The following is a 22,746-nucleotide window of genomic DNA, read 5'->3' as shown; positions in this document are numbered from 1 at the left end:
TTTTAATAATTAATTATGACTTAATATTAAAGCCGTTTGATTTTGTAAATTTGCCGCTGCTTTTCAAATGAAGCTTCTTTTAAAGAATGAATTTTTTAAAGATTTTTGCCCTATCTATCGGTTTGTTACTACTATCAAACAAAACTTATTCTCAGTGTTTTCAGATCGAAAGTATTCTTGTAGATGCTTGCGATAATGGAGCAGATGAAGGATTAAACGAAATGTTTCGAATGAAAATTGGACCTGCTCCTCTAAACACAAGCAATTTAACAGTTACTTTTCCCGCACAAATATGGCTAGGTGTCGTTCAGAATGCTACAACAGCTGCTAAAGTTACACAGTTAAATGCCTATATAACTGCTTCTGGCGGGTGTGGTTTAATTTTAGAACCACCTGGAGGGATTTTACCCGCAAATGCAACTGTAATTCTTGTCACAAGTCAAAATCTTGATGTCAATTTGAATTCTTTCAGTTCCCTTGCCTCCACAATCTACATGATTTTTCAGAACAATCCCTCAAGAACTGGAGGTCATTTTGCTAACTATAATCCTATTCCTGGAACTAGAACCTTAAGCGTTTCTTTTGGAAGTGGTTGTTCCGATAGTGTAACCTATGAAAGATCAAATCTTGTAGATACTTCTGGGAATATTGGTACAGAAAATGGAGCTACTGTAAACTTTACACCATCAGGAACACCTAGTTATATCAACAACGGTTGTATTGCTCCTATAGCTCCTTTCACAGTTGAGGCAGGAACTTCTCCTGTAACAGCATGTCCTGGACAAACCATTAATTTAACAGGAAGTGCGCAAGGACAAACTAGTGTTTCTTGGTCAGCAACTACAGGTAGTTTTTCGAATACTAACACTCTTTCGACTTCATACACTGTCCCTACCTCTGCTTTATCTGGCAGCACGATTACTTTAACTTTAACTGCTACCAATACATGTGGCGCTACCCTATCTGATCAAATAATTATAAATATTTCAGGCAGCACCTTAACTCTTGACTCTGCCAATAACACGCAAACTGTTTGTTCGGGGAATGCGATTACCCCTATTCAATATACTTTTGGAGGAGGAGCTACTGGGGTGAATGTAACTGGTTTACCCACTGGTGTAACAGCTACCACTTCTGGAAATACTGTAACGATTAGTGGAACTGCTACTGGAGATTTTTCTTATTCCATTACTACTGTTGGTGGGTGTGGAAGCGTTACTTTAAATGGAAGTATTACCGTTTCATCAAATGCAACTTTAGTCTTAGATTCTGCCAATAATACGCAAACTGTTTGTTCGGGGAATGCGATTACCCCTATTCAATATACTTTTGGAGGAGGAGCTACTGGCGCAACTGTAACAGGTTTACCAACTGGCGTAACAGCTACCACTTCTGGAAATACTGTAACGATTAGTGGAACTGCTACTGGAGATTTTTCTTATTCCATAACTACTGTTGGTGGGTGTGGAAGTGTTACTTTAAATGGAAGTATTACCGTTTCATCAAATGCAACTTTAGTCTTAGATTCTGGCAATAATACGCAAACTATTTGTTCGGGGAATGCGATTGCCCCCATTCAATATACTTTTGGAGGAGGAGCTACTGGGGTGAATGTAACCGGTTTACCCACTGGTGTTACCACAACCACTTCTGGAAATACTGTAACGATTAGTGGAACTGCTGCTGGAGATTTTTCTTATACCATAACTACTGTTGGTGGGTGTGGAAGTGTGACTTTAAATGGAAGTATTACCGTTTCATCAAATGCAACTTTAGTCTTAGATTCTGCCAATAATACGCAAACTATTTGTTCGGGGAATGCGATTGCCCCTATTCAATATACTTTTGGAGGAGGAGCTACTGGCGCAACTGTAACAGGTTTACCCACTGGTGTAACAGCTACCACTTCTGGAAATACTGTAACGATTAGTGGAACTGCTACTGGAGATTTTTCTTATTCCATTACTACTGTTGGTGGTTGTGGAAACGTGACTTTAAATGGAAGTATTACCGTTTCATCAAATGCAACTTTAGTCTTAGATTCTGCCAATAATACGCAAACTGTTTGTTCGGGGAATGCGATTGCCTCTATTCAATATACTTTTGGAGGAGGAGCTACTGGCGCAACTGTAACAGGTTTACCAACTGGTGTAACAGCTACCACTTCTGGAAATACTGTAACGATTAGTGGAACTGCTGCTGGAGATTTTTCTTATTCCATTACTACTGTTGGTGGGTGTGGAAACGTGACTTTAAATGGAGGTGTTACCTTAACTTCTGGTACAACTCCAAATTTTAACCCTATACTTCCCATGTGTACCGGTTCGACTGTATCGCCTTTACCAAACACTTCTTTGGAAGGAATTACAGGAACTTGGTCACCCGCTTTTAATAATACGACAACAACTACCTACACCTTTACTCCAGATAATGGCCAATGCGCGGTATCCACTCAATTGACCGTGACTATCTATCCTGTTCCTGTAGTAATTGCCTCAAGCGCTATGTCTTCGTTTTGTTCAGGTGGAACAACTTCTATTTCACTTTCTAGTAATGTCCCTAATGCGGTATTTTCATGGACTGTGACAGGGGCGAATATTACAGGAGCATCAGGAGGGTCTGGCAATAGTATTAACCAAACTTTAGATGTTTCACCCAATACTACAACAACAGTAGCCCTTACCTACACCATTTTTGCAGAAGCTAATGGATGTGTGGGACCTGCTACTCAAGTACAAATTTTAGTTAGCCCAATTCCAAACGTTAACATTGTTCATAATAACTTGCCTATATGCTCTGGAGCAACTACGGCTATTTCTTTTACAAGCTCAATTTCTGGAACCCAATTCAATTGGATTGTTTTGAATGCAGCTGGTGTAACAGGAGCTACCAATGGTTCTGGAAATGAAATTATTCAAACCCTTACTACCACTGGATTATCCTCAGGAAGTGTAACCTATCAAGTGACTCCTATTTTAAACGGTTGTCCTGGAAATCCTGAATTGGTAACCGTAACGGTTAATCCAAAACCTTCAATATTTACTAACTCCAATCAACCTGTTTTGTGTAGTAACCAAAGTACCGCTATCACGGTTTCTACTTTTGAGCCAAACACCGTTATTAATTGGGTAGTACAACCCATGGGAGTTGATGGTGCAATGGATGGAACCTATACTGGTACCGATCTTTTAATTGCTCAAACATTAACTACAACAGGAAATGCAGCTGGATATGTAGACTACTATATCACACCTTCTCTATCGGGTTGTGATGGAGAAACAATTGTGGTACGAATCAACGTGAATCCAATACCTGAACCCGTTTTAACCGATGGTGTTATTTGTGTGGATGCTACTGGAAACCCCTTCCAAACTTTTGTTTTAGACTCTGGTTTAAGTAGTGCTACACATGACTTTATATGGTATTTTAATAACAATCCTATACCAAATTCAAATACGGCAACTTTTACGGCTGACGAGGTGGGAACCTATGGTGTAATGGCAACTGTTAGAAGCACCAACTGTAGTTCAGAGATAGTAACCGCTACCATAACCTCTTCGACGCCATCAGATGGAATTACTGTTGAACAAAGTAATTATTTTAGCGGAAATGCTACATTATTGGTAACCGTTACGGGTGGAACTGGCGTTTTAGAATATCAATTAGATAATGGAGCGCTTCAATCTTCTAATGTATTTACCAATGTAAGTTCAGGCCTACATACTATTACTGCTGTGGACACTCAAGGTTGTACCTATTTAACTTATGAAGTTTATGTAATTGAATATCCTCAATATTTTACACCTAATGGCGATGGTTATAATGATACTTGGTTCATTGCAGGATTACAAGCTACAGACAAAATCAATATCTTTGATCGTTACGGTAAATTAATAAAACAATTACAAGGTGAAGAAAGTTGGGACGGAACTTACAATCAACAACAACTGCCCTCAACTGATTATTGGTTTACAGTAGACTACACAGAAAACGGCAATCCAAAACAATTCAAAGCCCATTTCTCTTTGAAGCGATAATTTCTCTAAAGGCACTGTAAAGTGCCTTTTTTATTTAAAATTTCTTAAAAATCGTCTACTCAAATTATCAAAGATGTAATTTTCATGATTTATTAAAAAAACGTATTTTTACAACCAATACTCGAAAAATAATTATGGAAACGCATTTTGAAAGCAATCCGTTGATTGACAGATTACCACCACATTTAAAACAATTCATCAAACCACAAGTCTATGAAGACTACACGCCTATTAACCAAGCCGTGTGGCGCTATGTTATGCGTAAAAATGTAGCTTATCTTTCAAAAGTTGCTCATAATTCGTACTTAGAAGGCTTACAAAAAACAGGTTTGGAAATCGACAATATTCCCAACATGTATGGCATGAACCGAATTTTAAAAGAAATCGGTTGGGCTGCAGTTGCCGTTGATGGATTTATTCCGCCGAATGCCTTTATGGAATTTCAAGCGTATAATGTTTTGGTTATTGCTTGTGATATTCGTCAATTAGAACATATTGAATATACTCCGGCTCCCGATATCATTCATGAAGGTGCTGGACACGCTCCTATCATTGCGAATCCGGAATATGCTGAATATTTGAGACGTTTTGGTGAAATTGGTTGTAAAGCCATATCGTCGGCACGTGATTATGAATTGTATGAAGCAATTCGTTTGCTTTCTATTTTAAAAGAAGCGGAAGACACACCAGCAGAAGAAATTAAAAAAGCGGAAGAGCAAGTGGATTTCTTACAGAATAACATGGGTGAATTATCGGAAATGTCGCGCATTAGAAATTTACATTGGTGGACAGTAGAATACGGATTAATTGGAACGGTTGATAACCCAAAAATTTACGGCGCTGGATTACTTTCTTCTATTGGAGAAAGCGCTTGGTGTATGACGGATAATGTGAAGAAAATTCCTTATGATATTTCGGCAGCTGATCAAAGTTTTGATATTACCAAACCGCAACCTCAACTTTATGTTACTCCAGATTTTGCGAAATTGAGCGAAGTATTAGAAGAATTTGCTAATAAAATGGCATTACGCACTGGAGGATTATCAGGAATTCAAAAATTGATTTATTCTAAAGCATTAGGAACCATCGAATTGAGCACAGGGCTTCAGATTTCAGGAGTATTTACAAATGTTATTGAGCATGAGGGAAAACCCGTTTATGTTCAAACTACAGGAAAAACAGCACTTTCCTACAGAGAAAAAGAATTAGTAGGTCACGGAACATCCTCTCATCCTGAAGGTTTTGGTTCACCAATTGGAAAACTAAAAGGCATCAATTTAGCGATTGAAGAGATGAGTCCGAGAGATTTGCGTGCTTATGACATTTATGAAGGCGAACAAGTGACTTTAGAATTTGAAGGCAACATTAAAGTTGTTGGTGAAATTATTACTGGGACTCGCAATTTACAGGGAGAAATCCTTTTGATTAAATTCAAAAACTGCACCGTTACCCACAATGACACGGTTCTTTTCCAACCAGATTGGGGTATTTATGATATGGCTGTGGGCCAACAAGTAATTTCTGCTTTTTCGGGACCGGCTGACGTGAATAGTTTTGATATGATTAATCACGTTCCATCTTCACAAACGATTAAACAGAAAAAAACGGCCGAACGAGAAGAATTAGAAAGACTTTATTTAAGTGTACGTAACATTAGAGAAGGAAAAACTGCTACTACCACTTTAAAAGAGGCCTTTGCTTCAGTTTCTGCTGGGCATCCTAATGATTGGTTGTTATCTGTTGAGATTGTAGAATTGGCAAAAAAAGAAGGGAACTCAGATTTAGTAGACAAAGTATTGAATCACTTAGAGAAAGTTAAAAGTAATCGTCCAGAAATTGTGCACTTAGTGGATAATGGATTGGAATTGATTTTTGAGAAAGCTAACGCTTAATCAAAGTAACTTTTGTTACTGAAAAGATTTTCAATCCGCTTTATCTTTGTCAAAAAAAGAAACAATTATGGGAATTTTAAATTTTTTAGGATTAGGAAATAAAACGAATGATGTTCAGGAATACGTTCAAAAAGGCGCTATTATCTTAGATGTAAGAACTCCAGAAGAATATAGAGAGGGCCACATCAAAGGTTCAAAAAATATTGCCTTACAAGTATTAAACGGAAATATTGAAACCATTAAAAAATGGAACAAACCGATTATCGCTTGTTGCCGTTCAGGAATGCGAAGCGCTCAAGCGACTTCCATTTTAAAACAACACGGAATTGATTGCATCAACGGTGGTGGTTGGCAAAGTTTAGAAAGTAAATTATAATAGAAAGTCCCGATTGAATCGGGACTTTTTATTTGAAAGGATGACGTTGTTGCCAATGCAATTCTGGCTCTAAATTTCTGAAGATTTCACCAATAAATCGGTTAATTAATTTATTGTTGTGATAAATGAAACCCGACATTTGAATTGGTATTGCTCCAATAGAACTTTTAATTTCCAGAGCCGTTCTCCCAAAAATGATACGTTTAAATCCGTTCATAATACCAAATTCGGTCATGTTGTACAACATATTCAAGTATAACATATTTTCTTTCTGAATGTGTTCGTTATACCCTAAGAAATAGGTTTCAAGAGTTTCATCATTTAGCAGTAATGTATGAAATCCGACTAGTTCATCATTTAGAAAATAACCAAAAATCTGGAATCGATTTCCACATTGACCTTTTAAGGTTGAAAAATGATTTTTAGATAAGAAAAACGTATTGAAAGGTGCATTTTTGGCTACATAATGATACAAATCATATATCTTCTCTTCATTTTTAAGTACTTCTTCGTAAGAAAGATTTTTCACTTGAATACCATCGATTTTTTTACGAGCTCTTTTGAATTGATCGCGGTATTTTTTGGAAAGTGCTGCGACATAATCGTCTAGTGATTTCCAATTTTTATCCAAATAGAAAATCATATTCGGTTGTGTATTGAATTCGTACATATTCGAAAAACGATACTTTTTCAACTCTACAGAACAATGATTATAAAAATCTTTAAACGAAACCAGATGAATTGAAATTCCTTTTTTCTTGAAGTACAGTGTTATTTCATTGGCGCTTTGCAAAAGAATTTCACTTATATGATTGAAGTCGATTTCCTTAGAAAAAACATACCCATTTTGACCTGTAATCATGTTATTTCCAAGAAACAAAGTATGAGAAGCAAAATTTTTAAAAATAAAATTACGAATTGCCGTTTTCAAACATTTATCGCGTTCACCAAAGGATTCCAATTTATTCAAATCTAGATATTGCGCCAAAGAAACACCAATCAATTCTAAATTTTCAAAAATTCCAATATAAAAACACTCCATATTCACCGGAGCTGATTTTTCCAAAACCGTCAAATAAGGAGTTTGAAGAAATACATTACTCTGAGCCACGATGTCCCAAAGTTCAGGTAATTCCTTAACCGAATTATATATTTTAAATGAAATCTTGTCCAAAGTGAAAATAAAATCGCCCCACAAATGTAGAGCGATTCCTATATAATTAAATGTTAAAATTCAATTTATTTCCAGCCACAGATAATAGCACCCATTAAGGTCATGACTACAATCCAATAACCTGAAGTAATCGCAGCATATCGGAATGATTTTTGTTCAAATAAACAGTTTGTTGCAACTACTGGCAGGGCTACAAAAAGACCAATCATAGCACCATGTAACGCACCATGCTTAAAAGTTCTGAAGGCATCTTGATAATCTGCTATAAAAGCGGCATAAGAAGGTAATGCTTTTGTTTCATCTCCTCCAACCATTCCTAAAGCACCAAATTGGTGAATCGTTATTGGCATCATTATAAAAGCTAACATAAAGGCAAATAGAAATGTTAATCCGAAGATTTTTGCCATATTTCCTTGTTTGGCTTTTTCCTCAGTCATCCCGACTTCCTTCATCCAAATCGTTCCGAATACTTTAGGATTATACCACACAAATCCAACGACAAAACTGGAGAGTGCTGCCACTAAAACAGCTAAAAAATTAATTTCCATAATTGATATAGTTTTTTTTGGTTAGTATATCAAAAGTAGGGATATTTTTTAACAATTGTTTATTCTGCAACTATTTTGCTTGCACTGCGATATAAGAACTCATTATAAATGTGTCTTCTTGCAAAACGACTTGGAGACTCAGCATTTACCATTTTAATGTAGGTTACTTTTGGCACGCTGAAATATTCGTAGTTACTTCCATCTAAAAATGAAATATACAACACGCCATTATCCATATAAAAATCTTGAATATTTACAGTTGAAGTAATTCTTTGGTAAACCTCTTTATTTTTCTCTTGTGTTTCAGGAGCAATACTAACCAAAAAATGGTATGCCTCAATAATATTTTTACTTCTTTCTTCAGCAGCTAAACGCTCCACAGGATCAGCAATAGTATCAGGATGATCTTCCTTCATGCTATTTCTGTAGATGGTTTTCAATTCTTTCAGCGTAGCTGTTTTAGTAACATTGAGTAATTTTCTGTACTCGGCAATTTTTTTTGGATTCATAATTTTTAAAAATAAAGGTGCAAAAGTAGTGTTTTATTATTTAATCAAGCAAGAAAAACAAAAACAATCACAATCATAATCATTTGTTAATGAATTAATTATAAATAAAAAAGCTTCACATTTCTGTGAAGCTTCTTAGTAGCGGGAACAGGACTCGAACCTGTGACCTTCGGGTTATGAGCCCGACGAGCTGCCTACTGCTCTATCCCGCGATGTACGGTTGTAATTCAAAAATTCTTAGTAGCGGGAACAGGACTCGAACCTGTGACCTTCGGGTTATGAGCCCGACGAGCTGCCTACTGCTCTATCCCGCGATTTGTGAGTGCAAAGGTACAATCTTTATTTAAAATTACAAGACTTTTTTAAAAATAATGTTTTCTTTCTACTATTTCAGGCGTTATCACTACCTTTGTACCCATAAATTTATTGAAATGGAGCACAGAGCAGGTTATGTAAATATCATTGGAAATCCGAATGTAGGGAAATCAACTCTTATGAATGCGTTTGTAGGTGAACGTCTTTCTATTATCACATCGAAAGCACAAACCACTAGACACCGTATTTTAGGAATTGTAAATGGAGATGATTTTCAAGTTTTATTTTCAGATACGCCTGGAATTATTAAACCAGCGTATGAATTACAAAATTCGATGATGGATTTTGTGAAATCGGCTTTTGAAGATGCTGACATTTTGGTTTACATGGTAGAAATTGGCGAAAAAGAATTAAAAGACGAAGCGTTTTTTAATAAAATTATCCATTCTAAGATTCCGGTTTTGTTATTATTGAATAAAATTGACAAATCGAACCAAGAACAATTAGACGAGCAAGTTCAATTGTGGAAAGATAAAGTGCCAAATGCCGAAATTTATCCGATTTCAGCCTTAGAAAACTTTAATGTGCAAACCGTTTTTGATAGAATTATCGAATTGCTTCCTGTTTCTCCCGCATTTTATCCAAAAGATGCTTTGACTGATAAACCTGAGCGTTTCTTTGTTAACGAAACCATTCGTGAAAAAATCTTATTGAATTATGATAAAGAAATTCCTTATGCAGTAGAAATTGAAACGGAAGAATTTATTGAAGACGACAACATCATTAGAATTCGTGCCGTAATTATGGTAGAACGCGATACGCAAAAAGGAATCATCATTGGACACAAAGGTGCTGCATTGAAGAAAGTTGGTATTCAAGCCCGTGAAGATTTAGAAAAATTCTTTGGAAAACAAATTCACTTAGCTACTTACGTTAAAGTAAATAAAGATTGGAGAAGTAACGAGCGTCAATTGAGACGTTTTGGGTATAACCAGAAATAAGAAGAAAGAGCAAAGAAGAAAGATAAAAGATACCTGATGAACTTCATCATGTTTTTTTATTCTAAAACTTTATACATCAAATCTTCCAATTCGTGCATTTGAGGCACACCTTTTTCTCGGTTAATTCTTGCTGTAAAATAAAGTATTATCCAACAGACAACCATAAGAGAAATCACGACAACATCCAATACTATTGACTGATTTAGCGACCAATGTGTGTAGGCCATCATGCTGAACACCAAAAACAATCCCGCTACAACAAAGTGTAGAAACATAAAAAGGGTCCAAAGCAATTGCTCAGGTCCAAACAAACCTTTTACGATAGTTTTACCTTCGTTGGCTTCTAGTTCCAAATGTAAAAATGGTGAATAATATTTTCTTTTTTCTTTACTGAAATAGAAATACAAATGTTCGTCTATGATTTTGATTTGGTAATCCGACTTTAATTCTGATTTTAGCGTTTTAGCTCTTTCGAGGATTTTTTCCACACTATTTTTTGACTCCACTTCAAATCTGGGACGAAGTGCGATGCTTTTTTCGGGTTCCATACACTTGGGATTTGTGCGAATATATAAATTTTTAACAAATGTTGAATAAAATTTTCAGTTTAGCCCAGATTATCTCACTAATTTAATATTTTCTATAGGAGTTCGATGAATTTAATTTGCAATAAAAACCCCGCAAATTTTACACCTATTTTTTCTTTTTATTGTGATAGCGACCTTAGAAGCTGTTGCAATAAATTTAGAAAAAAAGACGTAAAATTGTGGAGTTGTAATGGATAGCTGGAAAAAGCTCCAAAAAAAATCGTACTTTTGCCGATTCAAAATAAGATTATGAACAATATTGTTGCCATTGTAGGAAGACCAAATGTTGGAAAATCCACATTTTTTAACCGTTTAATTCAGCGAAGAGAAGCCATTGTTGACTCGGTAAGCGGTGTTACGCGTGATAGAAATTATGGAAAAAGTGAGTGGAACGGAAAAGAATTTTCGGTAATTGATACCGGAGGTTATGTAAAAGGTTCGGATGATATTTTTGAAGGAGAAATTCGTCGTCAAGTAGAATTAGCTATTGACGAGGCGGATGCTATTGTTTTTGTGGTAGATGTTGAGGAAGGCATAACTCCAATGGATGAAGAAGTAGCGAAATTGCTTCGTAAAGTTAAAAAACCTATACTTTTAGTTGTTAATAAAGTAGACAACGCCATGCGTGAAAAAGACGCTGTGGAGTTCTATAATTTAGGATTAGGTGAATATTTCACCATTTCAGGAATGAGCGGAAGCGGAACTGGGGAATTATTAGATAAAATCGTAGAGGTTTTACCTGAATTGCCAGAAGCGATAGAAGAAGAAAATCCGTTACCAAGATTTTGTGTTGTAGGAAGACCAAATGCTGGAAAATCATCATTCATCAACGCTTTAATTGGTGAAGATCGATTTGTAGTAACCGATATTGCAGGAACTACTCGTGATGCGATTGACACGAAATACAACCGTTTTGGATTTGAATTCAACTTAGTAGATACGGCTGGAATTAGACGTAAAGCAAAAGTAAAAGAAGATTTAGAATTTTACTCGGTAATGCGTTCGGTAAGAGCAATTGAGCACAGTGATGTGTGTTTATTAGTTATTGATGCGACTCGCGGATTTGAAGGACAAGATCAAAGTATTTTTTGGTTGGCAGAGAAAAACCGTAAAGGAATCGTAATCTTAGTGAACAAATGGGATTTGGTTGAAAAAGACACCATGTCGACTCGCGATTACGAAAGAAAAATTAGAGAAGAAATTGCTCCTTTTACTGATGTGCCAATTTTATTCGTTTCCGCTTTAACGAAACAACGTTTATTAAAAGCATTAGAAACTGCAGTGGAAGTTTTTGAAAACAGAAAACAACGTATTTCAACTTCGAAATTCAACGAGTTGATGTTACCAATTATTGAAGCAACACCGCCGCCAGCATTGAAAGGAAAATACATCAAGATTAAATATTGTATGCAGTTGCCAACACCAACGCCTCAGTTTGTGTTTTTTGCGAACTTACCACAATATGTAAAAGATCCGTACAAACGCTTTATTGAAAATAAACTGAGAGAAAACTACAATTTTAGTGGTGTTCCAATTGATATTTATTTCAGACAGAAATAGTAAAAAAACCGAAGTTAATGCTTCGGTTTTTTTATGTTCTTTGTTAAATTTTTCGTAAGAAAATTTATATTTACAAAATAAATAACTTATTTCGCTGTTAATAAGAATTTACTAACCAATCTCTTTTATTTCATGTTCAAATATTTTTTTTCGTTCATTACATTTTTATTTACATTTAATGGTTTTGGTCAAAATACAGTCACAATTCAAGGAAAAATTGTAGAAAAAGGAAGTTCGTTTCCTTTAGAATCTGCGACAGTATATTTAAAATCAGTAAAAGATTCTACAGTTATTGATTACACAATTACTGACAAGTCAGGAAATTTTTCTATTAAAACTAAAAAAATCAATACTCCTATTTTTTTCAAGATTTCTTATAATGGTTATAAAGAATATTCTGAAAAACTAGAATCAATAATTAACGATAAAGATTTCGGAACTATTCAATTAGAAGAAAACATCAATACTTTATCAGAAATATTAATTAAGGCAGAAGCTCCCCCTATCACTATAAAAAACGACACTTTAGAATTTAACGCTTCATCGTTTAAAGTTCGTCCTGATGCTAATGTGGAAGCATTATTAAAACAACTACCGGGTGTTGAAATAGATGAAGATGGTAAAATTACCGTTAACGGAAAAGAAGTAAACAACATATTAGTCAACGGAAAACCTTTCTTTGGTAAAGATGGTAAAATTGCCACTCAAAATTTGCCTGCCGAAATAATTAGCAAAGTTCAAGTAACCGATACTAAAACTAAAGAGGAAGAATTATCGGGACAAAATGCTACCTCTGACGAAAAAACCATCAATTTAACCATTCAAGAAGATAAAAATAAAGGTGTTTTTGGAAAAGCAAATGTGGGTTATGGAACCGATGAACGGTACGAATCTAGTTTACTATTTAATTATTTTAAAGATACACAAAAGATTAGTGTTTTAGGTTCTTCAAATAACATCAACTCTGTCGGATTTTCAATGGATGAGATTTTTGATAATATGGGTGGCGGAAGAAATAGTTCTATTTGGGTAAACGATAATGGTAGTTTTGGAATTAACGGGATGCAGTTTGGTGGTAACAATGGTATAACAACATCAAATATGATTGGGGTCAATTTTGCTGATGAATGGGCAAAAAAGAAAATCAATCCAAATGGAAGTTACTACTATTCGAATACAGAAACGAACAATAATAACAGAACGAATAGAATCAACTTGCTACCAACAGGAAACACCAATACTTTAGCCGAATCAAAAACTAAGTCTATTTCTGACGGACATAGCATTGCAATGGATTTTGAAATAAAAATAGATTCAACAACAACTTTATATTGGAGTCCAAGTTTTACAAAGAATGAAATTAAAAACAAGAATTCTGGATTCGATGCAACATTTGATGAATCCGGAACAGCATTAAATGAAAATACGAGTAATAACAGTTGGTCGAGTACAAATAACAACTTTAAGAATAGCTTATATTTTTACAAACAGTTAAATAAAAAAGGGAAAGGTTTGAGTTTATCAATAAGCAACGAAAACAGCAAAAATGATTCTGATTTATTTACAAAAACTACTACTACTTTCTTTCAGTCAGGAAGTTCAAATGACGAAAGAGACCAATTTAGAGTTGATACCTCAAAAGATGATAGTTATAGGTTTGAAATGGGCTACAACCAACCTTTAAAAGATTCATTAGTCTTAAATCTAAAAACCGTTTATAATTATAAAAAATCAAATGATATTAGAGAAACTTATGATTATGACAACGGATTAAATTCGTATTCAAACTTTAATGATTTACTCTCAAACGATATCATCTCTTCAACTTCATCATTAACTCCAATGGTTGGTATCAGTATCCGAAAGAAAAAAATACAAGGAAGTATTTCCATGGGAACAGAAATTATAAATTTCAACAATCAATCTAACTATTTATCCAATACAACTACAGTAAATAAAAATTATATGTACCCAAAAATGAATGGATATCTAAGTATCACGTTAGGTAAATCAAAATCTATTTATAGTTATTATTCTTATCAAGTAAATTTACCAAATGCTAATCAAATTTTACCTTTCGAAAATTTAGCAAATCCACTGAATACTATTATTGGAAATGCCAATTTAAAACCTAACGAAAACTACTCCCTTTACACCAACTTTAACAATTATGATTATGCGACCCGAAGTGGTTTTTATGCTTACGCTGGAGGAGATTACAATGTAAATCAAATTGTGGCTTCTACTACTTATGATACCGATTTTAAAGCAACAACAACCTATCAAAATGTTGACAGAGCTTATAATACTTACGTGGGTTTTAGTTTAAATAAATCGTTAAAGAAAGAAAAAAGAACGTTTAAATATGGATTAGGATTGCAGTTTGATTACAATTATGATCAAGGATTAACAAATGCCGAATTATTTGAATCAAAAGGTTTAACTTTAAGTCCAAGAGCCAATATTACTTGGTCAATTGACGAAATGATTACGATTAATCCATCATATCGATACACATACATTACTAATGATTTTACGAATTATGTCATTGATAATACTAAAAACTTCAAGCATAGTGCTAAATTAGAAATCACAAGTTACTGGCCTAAAAAAGTAGTTTTAGGAAGTGATTTTGGTTACAACTACAACTCTAATATAGCAGATGGTTTTCAAAAAGATTTCTACTTATGGAATTTGAGTTTTGGATACAATTTCTTCCAAGACAAATTATTAGCCAAAGTAAAAGTGTATGATGTTTTAAATCAAAATATCAGCGCAACCCGAACCATTACACCAACCGCTATTACCGATATGGAAAATACAGTTTTACAACAATATGCCATGTTTTCTTTAACCTATAAATTAGAGAAATTTGGAGGCAAGAAAAAAGAGGGAGGCATTATGTTTATGGATTAAACAAAAAACTCGTTAGTGTTTACTAACGAGTTTTTTTTATGATTACTTTGTAATTTAATTTACCAACTACCTCCAGCGCCACCACCTGAGAAACCGCCACCGCCGAAGCCGCCGCCAAATCCTCCTGATCCGCCACCAAAGCTTCCACCCCCAAAACCTCCGTTTCCTCTTCCGAGACTGCTAAGAATTATGATGTCGCCTAAATCTAAACCTCTTGAACCTCCACCAGAATTTCCTCCTCCTTTACTTGCTTTTGAAACAATCAATATTAGAATGATTACAAAAATGATAACAGGTAAAATTGGAAAATCTTTCTTTGATTCTTTTCTAGAACCTTTGTATTTTCCTTTTAAGACTTCGAAAATAGCATCGGCGCCTTTGTCTAAACCGTTATAATAACTTCCTGCTTTGAATTCGGGAATGATGATGTTTCGGATAAGTTCTCCGTTGATTCCTGCGGTTAACCTATCTTCTACTCCATATCCTGGCGCAATCCAAATTTCCCTATCGTTTTTGGAAAGTAAAATCAAGATTCCGTTGTCTTCTTTTTCTTGACCAATTCCCCATTCGTGAGCCCATCTTGGAGTCAAAATCCCAATAGATTCTCCTTTTAAATCATCAATCGTAATAACTACAATTTGCGTTGTTGTAGAATCCGAATAGCGAACCAATTTGTTCTCTAATTCTTTTTCTTCTGTTGGATTTAACAAATCAGCATAATCATATACACTCGTTTGAAAAGACGGAACTTTTGGAATTGTAAATTGGGCATTAGCATAAATTCCGGAAAGGAAAAATACTAGTATAATTAGTTTTTTCATATTAACCTCTCGAAATTTCGTTAGACAATTCATTGGTATCATCGGTTTGATGTGGGAAGTATTGCTTCAATCGTTCACCAGCTCTCAAGATTCCTTCTACCAAGCCTTTTTTATAGTTTCCTTCTTTAAAATTAGCGATTACAACGTCTTTAGTACCATCCCAAAAATCAGCTTCTACTACTTTATCAATACCTTCATCACCAATTATAGCGAACTTTTTATCCGAAATACCTACATAAAACAGCACTCCATTTCGGTCTTTAGTTTCATTCATTTGAAGTTCAAAAAAAACCTCCTGAGCTCGGTCAAGAGGTGATTTTTCAGTATGTTCTTCTAAATGCACTCTGATTTCTCCCGAAGTGTTTTTTTCCGCTTCAATAATCGCTTGAACAATTTCTTGTTCGTCAGCTTTTGATAAGAAATCTTCTGTTTTAGACATTATTTTTTCTCATTATTAAAGTCAAACTCAACATCTACTGGTTTTTCAGCACCTGCAACTGCATCAAAATAAGGTTTTTCTTTGTAGTTTCCTAAGAACATTGAATTAGGAAAAACCAAAATGTAATTGTTATATTTTTGAACAGATTCGTTGAAACGTGTTCTTGCTGTTAAGATTTGATTTTCTGTACTAGCCAATTCATCTTGTAATTTCAAGAAGTTTTGATTTGCTTTTAAATCAGGATATTGCTCCACAGTAACCAATAATCTTGACAAAGAACTATTCAAGTTTCCTTGCGCTTGATTAAATTGTGCTAATTGCTCTGGTGTAATATTTGTTGGGTCAATTTTTACAGAAGTTGCTTCAGAACGCGCTTTGATAACCGCTTCTAAAGTAGATTTTTCAAAATCAGCCGAACCTTGAACCGTTTTAACTAAATTTCCAATAAGGTCATTTCTTCTTTGGTATGAGGTTTCAACATTTCCCCATTCTTTATTTACTTCCTGATTTACACGAACGGCTCCGTTTTTAATACCGATGTACCAAAATCCGATGATTAATAATAATCCTCCTGCTATTATCCAAGGCAAAAATTTTCTCATGTTTTTTAATTTTTTAAAAGTTTAATTAATAATTTATAGTTGATTTTTAATGGTGTTCAATTGTGCTTTAATAGTTTCTAGTTTTGAAATAATTTCGAATTTATCAAGCGTTTTCTTTTGATTTTCTTTCAGATGCGTTTTAGCTCCATCCAAAGTAAATCCGCGCTCTTTTACTAAATGATAAATCAATTGCAAGTTCTTTACATCTTCTGGTGTAAACATGCGATTTCCTTTTGCATTTTTCTTTGGTTTTAGAATATCGAATTCTTTATCCCAAAAACGAATCAAAGACGCATTCACGTTGAACGCTTTGGCAATTTCGCCAATGCTGTAGTATCTTTTATTTGGTGGTAATTCTAAATGCATTTTTCAAGTTCAATTTTAATTTTTGGAAAAGTGATTAAAGAAATTTATGAAATTTAAATAATATAACTACTCTTAACTTCCATCTCCTAACTCCCAAATCTAATCCAAAGATTGGTTTTCTTGGTTCGCTAATTTTGCTATTTCTATATATTCTTTAGCTGAAATACTTCCGTAATAAAAATTCAGCGGATTTACGCGTTCTCCATTTTTAAAAACCTCATAATGTAAATGAGGCGCCTGACTCCTACCTGTGCTACCCACATAGCCAATGATGTCACCACGTTTTACTCTTTGTCCTGGTTTACATTTGTACTTGCTTAAATGCGCATACAAGGTTTTGTATCCATAACCATGATTTATTTCAATATGATTACCGTATCCTGACAACGAGGCATCTGCTTTCATGACTACACCATCACCAGTGGCATATATTGGAGTTCCTGTTCTGGCAGTGAAATCCATTCCGTAATGGAATTTTCTAATTTTAGTAAATGGATCGCTTCGGTAACCAAAACCTGAGGCCATCTGTTTTAAATCTTCATTTTTTACTGGTTGGATTGCAGGAATAGCCGCTAACAACTTCTCTTTCTGTTTCGCTAACGCTACAATTTCATCTAACGATTTCGATTGAATTACCAATTCTTTAGTTAAAACATCAACACGTCTTGTCGTATTTTCGATTAATTCAGAATTATTGAAACCTTGTAAATCTTTGTATCGGTTAACGCCTCCAAATCCTGCTTTTCGTTCTTCTTCAGAAATAGGTGTTGCGTTAAAATAAATTCTATAAATATTATTATCTCTGTTTTCAATGGCTTCCAAAACATCGTCCATCAAATCCAATTTCTTATTCAAAACGGTGTAATTCAACTTTAAGGCTTCGATTTCTCTGGCTTGAATTTTATCTTTTGGCGTTTCGAAATAACTCGTGTTAACCAATAAGAAAAAACTCAAAAATCCAAACAATGCCGAAGACAATAAAAAAAGCATTACGTAAGCAAATTTCTTTCTCTTTTTAGGCAGAATGCGCTTGTATGCTAAATTTTCTGAATCGTAATAATATTTTACCTTCGACATATATGAAAATATACTATTTTTGTGCCAAATTTATTGGTTGACATAGGTTATACGAACAAATTTAAGAAATGTTTCATTCTTGAGCTATTTTATTTTTAATTGAGCTATTTTTTTGAACATTTTACTTTGTTCCCTTTTCACAATAAACAAACAAAAACAGATCTAAATTATTGATAATGAAATCGCAAGACATTCGTAAAGCATACTTGAATTTTTTTGAATCGAAAGGACATTTAATTGTTCCTTCTGCGCCAATCGTTTTAAAAGACGACCCAACTTTGATGTTCAACAACTCGGGAATGGCCCAATTCAAAGAATATTTCTTAGGCAATGGAACTCCAAAAAGTCCAAGAATAGCCGATACGCAAAAATGTCTTCGTGTTTCTGGAAAACACAATGATTTGGAAGATGTAGGTTTTGATACTTATCACCACACCATGTTTGAAATGCTTGGAAACTGGTCGTTTGGCGATTATTTCAAGAAAGAAGCCTTAGCTTGGGCTTGGGAATTTCTTACTGAAGTTTTAAAGTTAGACAAAGACCGTTTGTATGTTTCTGTTTTTGAAGGAAATCCGGCAGAGAACGTTCCGTTTGACCAAGAAGCTTTTGATATTTGGAAACAATATGTTTCGGAAGACCGAATCATTTTAGGGAATAAAAAAGACAACTTCTGGGAAATGGGCGACCAAGGTCCATGTGGTCCATGTTCAGAAATTCATATCGATTTAAGAACCGATGCAGAACGTGCTGCAGTTTCAGGAAGAGAATTAGTAAATGCCGATCATCCGCAAGTAGTGGAAATTTGGAACAACGTATTTATGGAATTCAACCGTAAAGCAGATGGTTCGTTAGAAAAATTACCAGCACAACACGTTGATACCGGAATGGGATTTGAGCGTTTGTGTATGGCGATGCAAAATGTAACTTCGAATTACGATACGGATGTTTTTACACCGCTTATCGCGAAAGTTGAAGAAATTACAGGATTAAAATACACTTCAAATGATGCAATGACAAGTCGCGACTTGTCAATACAAGAAGAACAAAACAAAACCAATATTGCGATTCGTGTAATTGTAGACCACGTTCGTGCGGTAGCTTTTGCTATTGCTGACGGTCAATTGCCTTCAAATACAGGTGCGGGTTATGTAATTCGTAGAATTTTACGTCGTGCGATTCGTTACGGATTTACGTTTTTAGGAACAAAAGAACCTTTCATCAACAAATTAGTGGAAGTTTTGGCGAATCAAATGGGTGAATTTTTCCCAGAGATTAAATCGCAACAACAATTGGTTACCAATGTAATTCGCGAAGAAGAAGCGTCTTTCTTAAGAACTTTAGAACAAGGATTACAGTTATTAGACAAAGTAGTTGCTGAAACATCTGGAAAAGAAGTTTCGGGTGAAAAAGTTTTTGAATTGTACGATACTTTTGGTTTCCCGAAAGACTTAACGGCTTTGATTTTAAAAGAAAAAGGTTATTCGTTTAACGAAACCGAATTCGAAACTGAATTACAAAAACAAAAAGCGCGTTCTCGTGCGGCTTCGGAAGTAACTACTGACGACTGGAACGTTTTAATTGATGGAAATGTGGAAACATTCGTTGGGTATGACCAAACGGAAAACAATGTTAAAATCACTAGAATTCGTAAAGTAGATTCTAAAAAAGATGGTGTTTTGTACCAAATTGTTTTAGATAATACGCCGTTCTATCCAGAAGGTGGTGGACAAGTTGGAGATAAAGGAACATTAGTTTCTGCAAACGAAACCATCGAAATTATCGACACGAAAAAAGAAAACAACTTAATATTACATTTCGCAAAACAACTTCCTGAAAATGTGGAAGCTGAATTTGTTGCAAAAGTAAATACCGAATTAAGAACTTCAACTTCTAAAAATCACTCGGCTACGCATTTGATGCATTTGGCTTTGAGAAGCATTTTAGGAACACATGTAGAACAAAAAGGTTCGTTAGTAAATCCAAATTACTTACGTTTTGACTTCTCGCATTTTTCTAAAGTTTCGGATGAAGAATTACGTCAAGTTGAAGCAAGTGTAAATCAACAAATTGAAGCGCAATTGCAATTAGTAGAACATAGAAATATTCCAATTAAAGAAGCATTAGACAAAGGTGCGATGGCATTGTTTGGAGAGAAATATGGCGACAATGTTCGTATGATTGAATTTGGAGATAGTAAAGAATTATGTGGAGGAATTCACGTGAAAAACACTGCTGATATTTGGCATTTCAAAATTGTTTCAGAAGGAGCTGTTGCGGCTGGAATTCGTCGTATTGAAGCGATTACAGGTGATGCGGTGAAAGATTTTTATAAAAATCAAGAAGATACATTAGCTGAAATCAAAGAAGTGTTGAAAAACCCACAAGATGTTTTAAAATCGGTGGCTTCATTACAAGATGACAATGCGAAATTGAAAAAACAATTAGAGCAATTAGTTAAAGAAAAAATCGAAGGATTAAAAAATACTTTAATCAACGATTTCCAAGAAATCAACGGCATTCAATTTTTAGCAAAACAAGTAGATTTGTCTATGAGTTCAACTAAAGATTTAGCACAAGCTATCGGAACTTCAAAACCAAACGCGTTTGTATTCTTAGCTTCTATTGAAGATAATGCTCCAAATATTCACTGCTACATTTCAAAAGAATTAGTTGCTGAAAAAGGATTAAACGCCGGAAACGTCATCAGAGAATTAGGAAAACTAATCGACGGAAATGGTGGTGGACAACCATTCTTTGCTTCAGGAAAAGGGAAGAATGTTGGTGGAATTAAAGAGGCATTGGAGAAAGCGGTTGAATTTTTGAAATAGCAATTAAAAACGTTGTCATGCTAAACTCCTTTCAGCATCTCAAGAATACAGATTATTTTAGATCCTGAAAGGAGTTCAGGATGACAAGGAGAATTTATATTAAAATACCGATAAAAATAAAATTTTGTCGGTATTTTTTATTCTACTACTGCAATCGCCTCAATCTCAATCAACCATTCTTTTCTTCCTAAACTTTCTACACCCACTAATGTGCTTGCTGGATAATTTTCAGTTCCAAGAAATTCTTTTCTGACTTTTCTAAAAATTGGTAAATCCACTTCGGGATTGAAATTTACGATATAGGTATTCATTTTTACTACATCTTTAAAAGTTGCATTGCAATTCGTAAGTTGTTTTTCTAAATTTTGAAATGTAGAAATGGTTTGTGTTTCTAAATTTACACCATCACCTATTTGTCCTGAAATGTAAAGTGTTTTGAAATTTCCAGTTTTCACTACCACAGTTTGAGAAAAACCTTCGTTTGGTTCGATGTATTCTTTTTCAATCATTTGTATTGCATTAAATCTTGAGTAAAAATACGCGTTTTTTGTAAAAAGTAGTTTAAATTTGGGCTTTAAACCCTATTGATTTGCAATTCACAACCAAAATACCCGTTCAAAAAAGCAGTTTCCCAATCGATTATGATTCGAAAATTATGTTGTTGGGTTCCTGTTTTGCAGAGAATATAGGAAAGAAGTTTTCGTATTTTAAGTATCAGGCCACTACCAATCCATTTGGAATTATTTTTAATGCGGTTTCGTTAGAAAAGTTAATCCGCCGTGTTGTTGAAAATAAAAAATTTACCGAAAACGACATTTTTTTTCACAATGAATTATGGCATTGTTATGAAGTGCATTCCGAATTATCAAATCCAGATAAAGACCTATTTTTGAGTCATTTGAATTCGATTTTAGAATCAACACATCGCCATATTGCTGCATTAACACATTGTATTATTACATTAGGGACTTCATGGGTTTACAGCAATATTGAAACCCATGAAATTGTTGCCAATTGTCATAAAGTGCCGCAAAAACAATTTACGAAAGAATTACTTTCGATTGAACAAACCGAAAAAAGTTTAGAAAATATTATTTTATTAATCCATTCTGTAAATCCAAATTGTCATTTTATTTTTACGGTTTCACCTGTGCGGCATATAAAGGATGGTTTTATCGAAAACACCTTGAGTAAAGCACATTTGATTGCAGCAATTCATTCGATTTTGAATAAGAAATTTTCGACTTCGCTCGAAGTGACAAATCAGAATCGTAACTATTTTCCTTCTTACGAAATTATGATGGACGAATTGCGCGATTATCGTTTTTATGCTGAAGATATGTTGCATCCGAATCAAACTGCAATTGATTATATTTGGTTGCGCTTTTATGAACATTACATATCGGAATCGGCAGCAAAATTGATGGAAGAAGTGGATGCCATTCAAAAAGGATTGGCGCATCGTCCGTTTAATCCGAATACGGAAAGTCATCAGAAATTTTTAGCTCAATTGAATCTGAAAATTGAAACGATTAAGAAAAAATTACCACATGTTTCCTTTTAAATAAAAATACACTAGACTACCTCAAAATTCTGGTAACTTGCCCCAGATAGCAGTGAAAAGCTTTTTGTTGAAAAAATTTTAGTTTTGTTGCGATAAAAAAGCGACCTAAGAAGCTCTTTTTATCGCTTACAAAA

18 protein-coding genes and 2 tRNA genes are annotated in these 22,746 nt (G+C 34.4%); 8 read left to right on the top strand and 12 right to left on the bottom strand.

Annotated elements, in window-relative coordinates:
* Positions 1–86 precede the first annotated feature (86 nt).
* From NAT47_RS01655 to NAT47_RS01645, 3 genes are all read left to right on the top strand, one after another.
* Entirely contained in the window at positions 87–4,037 is a 3,951-nt protein-coding gene (locus tag NAT47_RS01655) for a T9SS type B sorting domain-containing protein (RefSeq protein ID WP_250579697.1), read from the top strand.
* Between the two features lie 134 nt (positions 4,038–4,171).
* Positions 4,172–5,929, top strand: coding sequence for an aromatic amino acid hydroxylase (locus tag NAT47_RS01650; protein ID WP_250579696.1), 1,758 nt, complete (start codon positions 4,172–4,174; stop codon positions 5,927–5,929).
* A gap of 67 nt (positions 5,930–5,996) precedes the next feature.
* The gene (locus tag NAT47_RS01645) at positions 5,997–6,305 is read left to right on the top strand and encodes a rhodanese-like domain-containing protein (protein WP_250579695.1); all 309 of its coding nucleotides are present in this window, start codon (positions 5,997–5,999) and stop codon (positions 6,303–6,305) included.
* 28 nt (positions 6,306–6,333) lie between these two features.
* Here NAT47_RS01645 and NAT47_RS01640 read toward each other — a convergent pair whose 3' ends face one another.
* The 5 genes from NAT47_RS01640 to NAT47_RS01620 form a co-directional block, all read right to left on the bottom strand.
* The gene (locus NAT47_RS01640) at positions 6,334–7,479 is read right to left on the bottom strand and encodes a peptidogalycan biosysnthesis protein (RefSeq protein WP_250579694.1); all 1,146 of its coding nucleotides are present in this window, start codon (positions 7,477–7,479) and stop codon (positions 6,334–6,336) included.
* A gap of 65 nt (positions 7,480–7,544) precedes the next feature.
* Positions 7,545–8,027, bottom strand: a complete 483-nt coding sequence (locus NAT47_RS01635) for a DUF1761 domain-containing protein (protein ID WP_250579693.1) — start codon at positions 8,025–8,027, stop codon at positions 7,545–7,547.
* A 59-nt stretch (positions 8,028–8,086) separates the two neighbouring features.
* Positions 8,087–8,536 (bottom strand): KTSC domain-containing protein, encoded by a 450-nt coding sequence (locus tag NAT47_RS01630; protein ID WP_250579692.1) that lies wholly within the window; start codon positions 8,534–8,536, stop codon positions 8,087–8,089.
* A 139-nt stretch (positions 8,537–8,675) separates the two neighbouring features.
* Positions 8,676–8,748, bottom strand: a tRNA-Met gene (locus tag NAT47_RS01625).
* A 29-nt stretch (positions 8,749–8,777) separates the two neighbouring features.
* Positions 8,778–8,850, bottom strand: a tRNA-Met gene (locus NAT47_RS01620).
* Between the two features lie 117 nt (positions 8,851–8,967).
* Between NAT47_RS01620 and era the strand changes: the two genes are divergently transcribed.
* Positions 8,968–9,852 carry a GTPase Era gene (gene era, locus NAT47_RS01615; protein WP_250579690.1) on the top strand — a complete coding sequence of 295 codons (885 nt, stop codon included), beginning with the start codon at positions 8,968–8,970 and terminating at the stop codon, positions 9,850–9,852.
* A gap of 56 nt (positions 9,853–9,908) precedes the next feature.
* On the opposite strand, the gene NAT47_RS01610 is transcribed toward era, so the two are convergent.
* A complete protein-coding gene (locus NAT47_RS01610; protein ID WP_250579689.1) occupies positions 9,909–10,400 on the bottom strand; it encodes a hypothetical protein in 492 nt (163 codons plus the stop codon).
* Positions 10,401–10,688: 288 nt separating this feature from the next.
* On the opposite strand from NAT47_RS01610, the gene der reads away from it, so the two are divergent.
* Positions 10,689–11,999 carry a ribosome biogenesis GTPase Der gene (gene der, locus NAT47_RS01605; protein WP_250579688.1) on the top strand — a complete coding sequence of 437 codons (1,311 nt, stop codon included), beginning with the start codon at positions 10,689–10,691 and terminating at the stop codon, positions 11,997–11,999.
* A 132-nt stretch (positions 12,000–12,131) separates the two neighbouring features.
* The gene (locus NAT47_RS01600) at positions 12,132–14,915 is read left to right on the top strand and encodes an outer membrane beta-barrel protein (RefSeq protein WP_250579687.1); all 2,784 of its coding nucleotides are present in this window, start codon (positions 12,132–12,134) and stop codon (positions 14,913–14,915) included.
* A 59-nt stretch (positions 14,916–14,974) separates the two neighbouring features.
* On the opposite strand, the gene NAT47_RS01595 is transcribed toward NAT47_RS01600, so the two are convergent.
* The 5 genes from NAT47_RS01595 to NAT47_RS01575 all read right to left on the bottom strand — a co-directional run bounded on the left by NAT47_RS01595 (position 14,975) and on the right by NAT47_RS01575 (position 18,220).
* Entirely contained in the window at positions 14,975–15,736 is a 762-nt protein-coding gene (locus NAT47_RS01595; RefSeq protein WP_250579685.1) for a TPM domain-containing protein, read from the bottom strand.
* 1 nt (position 15,737) lies between these two features.
* Positions 15,738–16,175, bottom strand: coding sequence for a TPM domain-containing protein (locus tag NAT47_RS01590; protein WP_250579684.1), 438 nt, complete (start codon positions 16,173–16,175; stop codon positions 15,738–15,740).
* The gene (locus NAT47_RS01585; protein ID WP_250579683.1) at positions 16,175–16,777 is read right to left on the bottom strand and encodes a LemA family protein; all 603 of its coding nucleotides are present in this window, start codon (positions 16,775–16,777) and stop codon (positions 16,175–16,177) included. The genes NAT47_RS01590 and NAT47_RS01585 overlap by 1 nt, the downstream gene beginning before the upstream one ends.
* 33 nt (positions 16,778–16,810) lie before the next feature.
* On the bottom strand, positions 16,811–17,143 hold the full coding sequence (locus NAT47_RS01580; protein WP_250579682.1) for a MerR family transcriptional regulator: 333 nt from the start codon (positions 17,141–17,143) through the stop codon (positions 16,811–16,813).
* A 99-nt stretch (positions 17,144–17,242) separates the two neighbouring features.
* A complete protein-coding gene (locus NAT47_RS01575) occupies positions 17,243–18,220 on the bottom strand; it encodes a M23 family metallopeptidase (RefSeq protein WP_250579680.1) in 978 nt (325 codons plus the stop codon).
* A 176-nt stretch (positions 18,221–18,396) separates the two neighbouring features.
* Here NAT47_RS01575 and alaS point away from each other — a divergent pair, with 176 nt between their 5' ends.
* The gene (alaS, locus tag NAT47_RS01570) at positions 18,397–21,048 is read left to right on the top strand and encodes an alanine--tRNA ligase (RefSeq protein ID WP_250579678.1); all 2,652 of its coding nucleotides are present in this window, start codon (positions 18,397–18,399) and stop codon (positions 21,046–21,048) included.
* Between the two features lie 137 nt (positions 21,049–21,185).
* Here alaS and NAT47_RS01565 read toward each other — a convergent pair whose 3' ends face one another.
* Entirely contained in the window at positions 21,186–21,557 is a 372-nt protein-coding gene (locus NAT47_RS01565; protein ID WP_250579677.1) for a RidA family protein, read from the bottom strand.
* Positions 21,558–21,637: 80 nt separating this feature from the next.
* Here NAT47_RS01565 and NAT47_RS01560 point away from each other — a divergent pair, with 80 nt between their 5' ends.
* Positions 21,638–22,612 (top strand): GSCFA domain-containing protein, encoded by a 975-nt coding sequence (locus tag NAT47_RS01560; RefSeq protein WP_250579676.1) that lies wholly within the window; start codon positions 21,638–21,640, stop codon positions 22,610–22,612.
* Positions 22,613–22,746: the final 134 nt, after the last annotated feature.

Origin of the sequence: Flavobacterium fragile (genome assembly GCF_023634865.1) — a bacterium.
Classification (GTDB): Bacteria; Bacteroidota; Bacteroidia; order Flavobacteriales; family Flavobacteriaceae; genus Flavobacterium; species Flavobacterium fragile.
The sequence above is the reverse complement of the archived record's forward strand: the minus strand, read 5'-3'. Positions and strand labels throughout refer to the sequence as shown.

Coding starts and splice junctions, on each gene's coding strand:
- NAT47_RS01580 (WP_250579682.1), bottom strand. CDS start 17,143: ATGCATTTAGAATTACCACCAAATAAAAGATACTACAGCATTGGCGAA.
- NAT47_RS01595 (WP_250579685.1), bottom strand. CDS start 15,736: ATGAAAAAACTAATTATACTAGTATTTTTCCTTTCCGGAATTTATGCT.
- NAT47_RS01630 (WP_250579692.1), bottom strand. CDS start 8,536: ATGAATCCAAAAAAAATTGCCGAGTACAGAAAATTACTCAATGTTACT.
- NAT47_RS01585 (WP_250579683.1), bottom strand. CDS start 16,777: ATGAGAAAATTTTTGCCTTGGATAATAGCAGGAGGATTATTATTAATC.
- alaS (WP_250579678.1), top strand. CDS start 18,397: ATGAAATCGCAAGACATTCGTAAAGCATACTTGAATTTTTTTGAATCG.
- der (WP_250579688.1), top strand. CDS start 10,689: ATGAACAATATTGTTGCCATTGTAGGAAGACCAAATGTTGGAAAATCC.
- NAT47_RS01610 (WP_250579689.1), bottom strand. CDS start 10,400: ATGGAACCCGAAAAAAGCATCGCACTTCGTCCCAGATTTGAAGTGGAG.
- NAT47_RS01575 (WP_250579680.1), bottom strand. CDS start 18,220: ATGTCGAAGGTAAAATATTATTACGATTCAGAAAATTTAGCATACAAG.
- NAT47_RS01650 (WP_250579696.1), top strand. CDS start 4,172: ATGGAAACGCATTTTGAAAGCAATCCGTTGATTGACAGATTACCACCA.
- era (WP_250579690.1), top strand. CDS start 8,968: ATGGAGCACAGAGCAGGTTATGTAAATATCATTGGAAATCCGAATGTA.
- NAT47_RS01635 (WP_250579693.1), bottom strand. CDS start 8,027: ATGGAAATTAATTTTTTAGCTGTTTTAGTGGCAGCACTCTCCAGTTTT.
- NAT47_RS01565 (WP_250579677.1), bottom strand. CDS start 21,557: ATGATTGAAAAAGAATACATCGAACCAAACGAAGGTTTTTCTCAAACT.
- NAT47_RS01655 (WP_250579697.1), top strand. CDS start 87: ATGAATTTTTTAAAGATTTTTGCCCTATCTATCGGTTTGTTACTACTA.
- NAT47_RS01590 (WP_250579684.1), bottom strand. CDS start 16,175: ATGTCTAAAACAGAAGATTTCTTATCAAAAGCTGACGAACAAGAAATT.
- NAT47_RS01600 (WP_250579687.1), top strand. CDS start 12,132: ATGTTCAAATATTTTTTTTCGTTCATTACATTTTTATTTACATTTAAT.
- NAT47_RS01645 (WP_250579695.1), top strand. CDS start 5,997: ATGGGAATTTTAAATTTTTTAGGATTAGGAAATAAAACGAATGATGTT.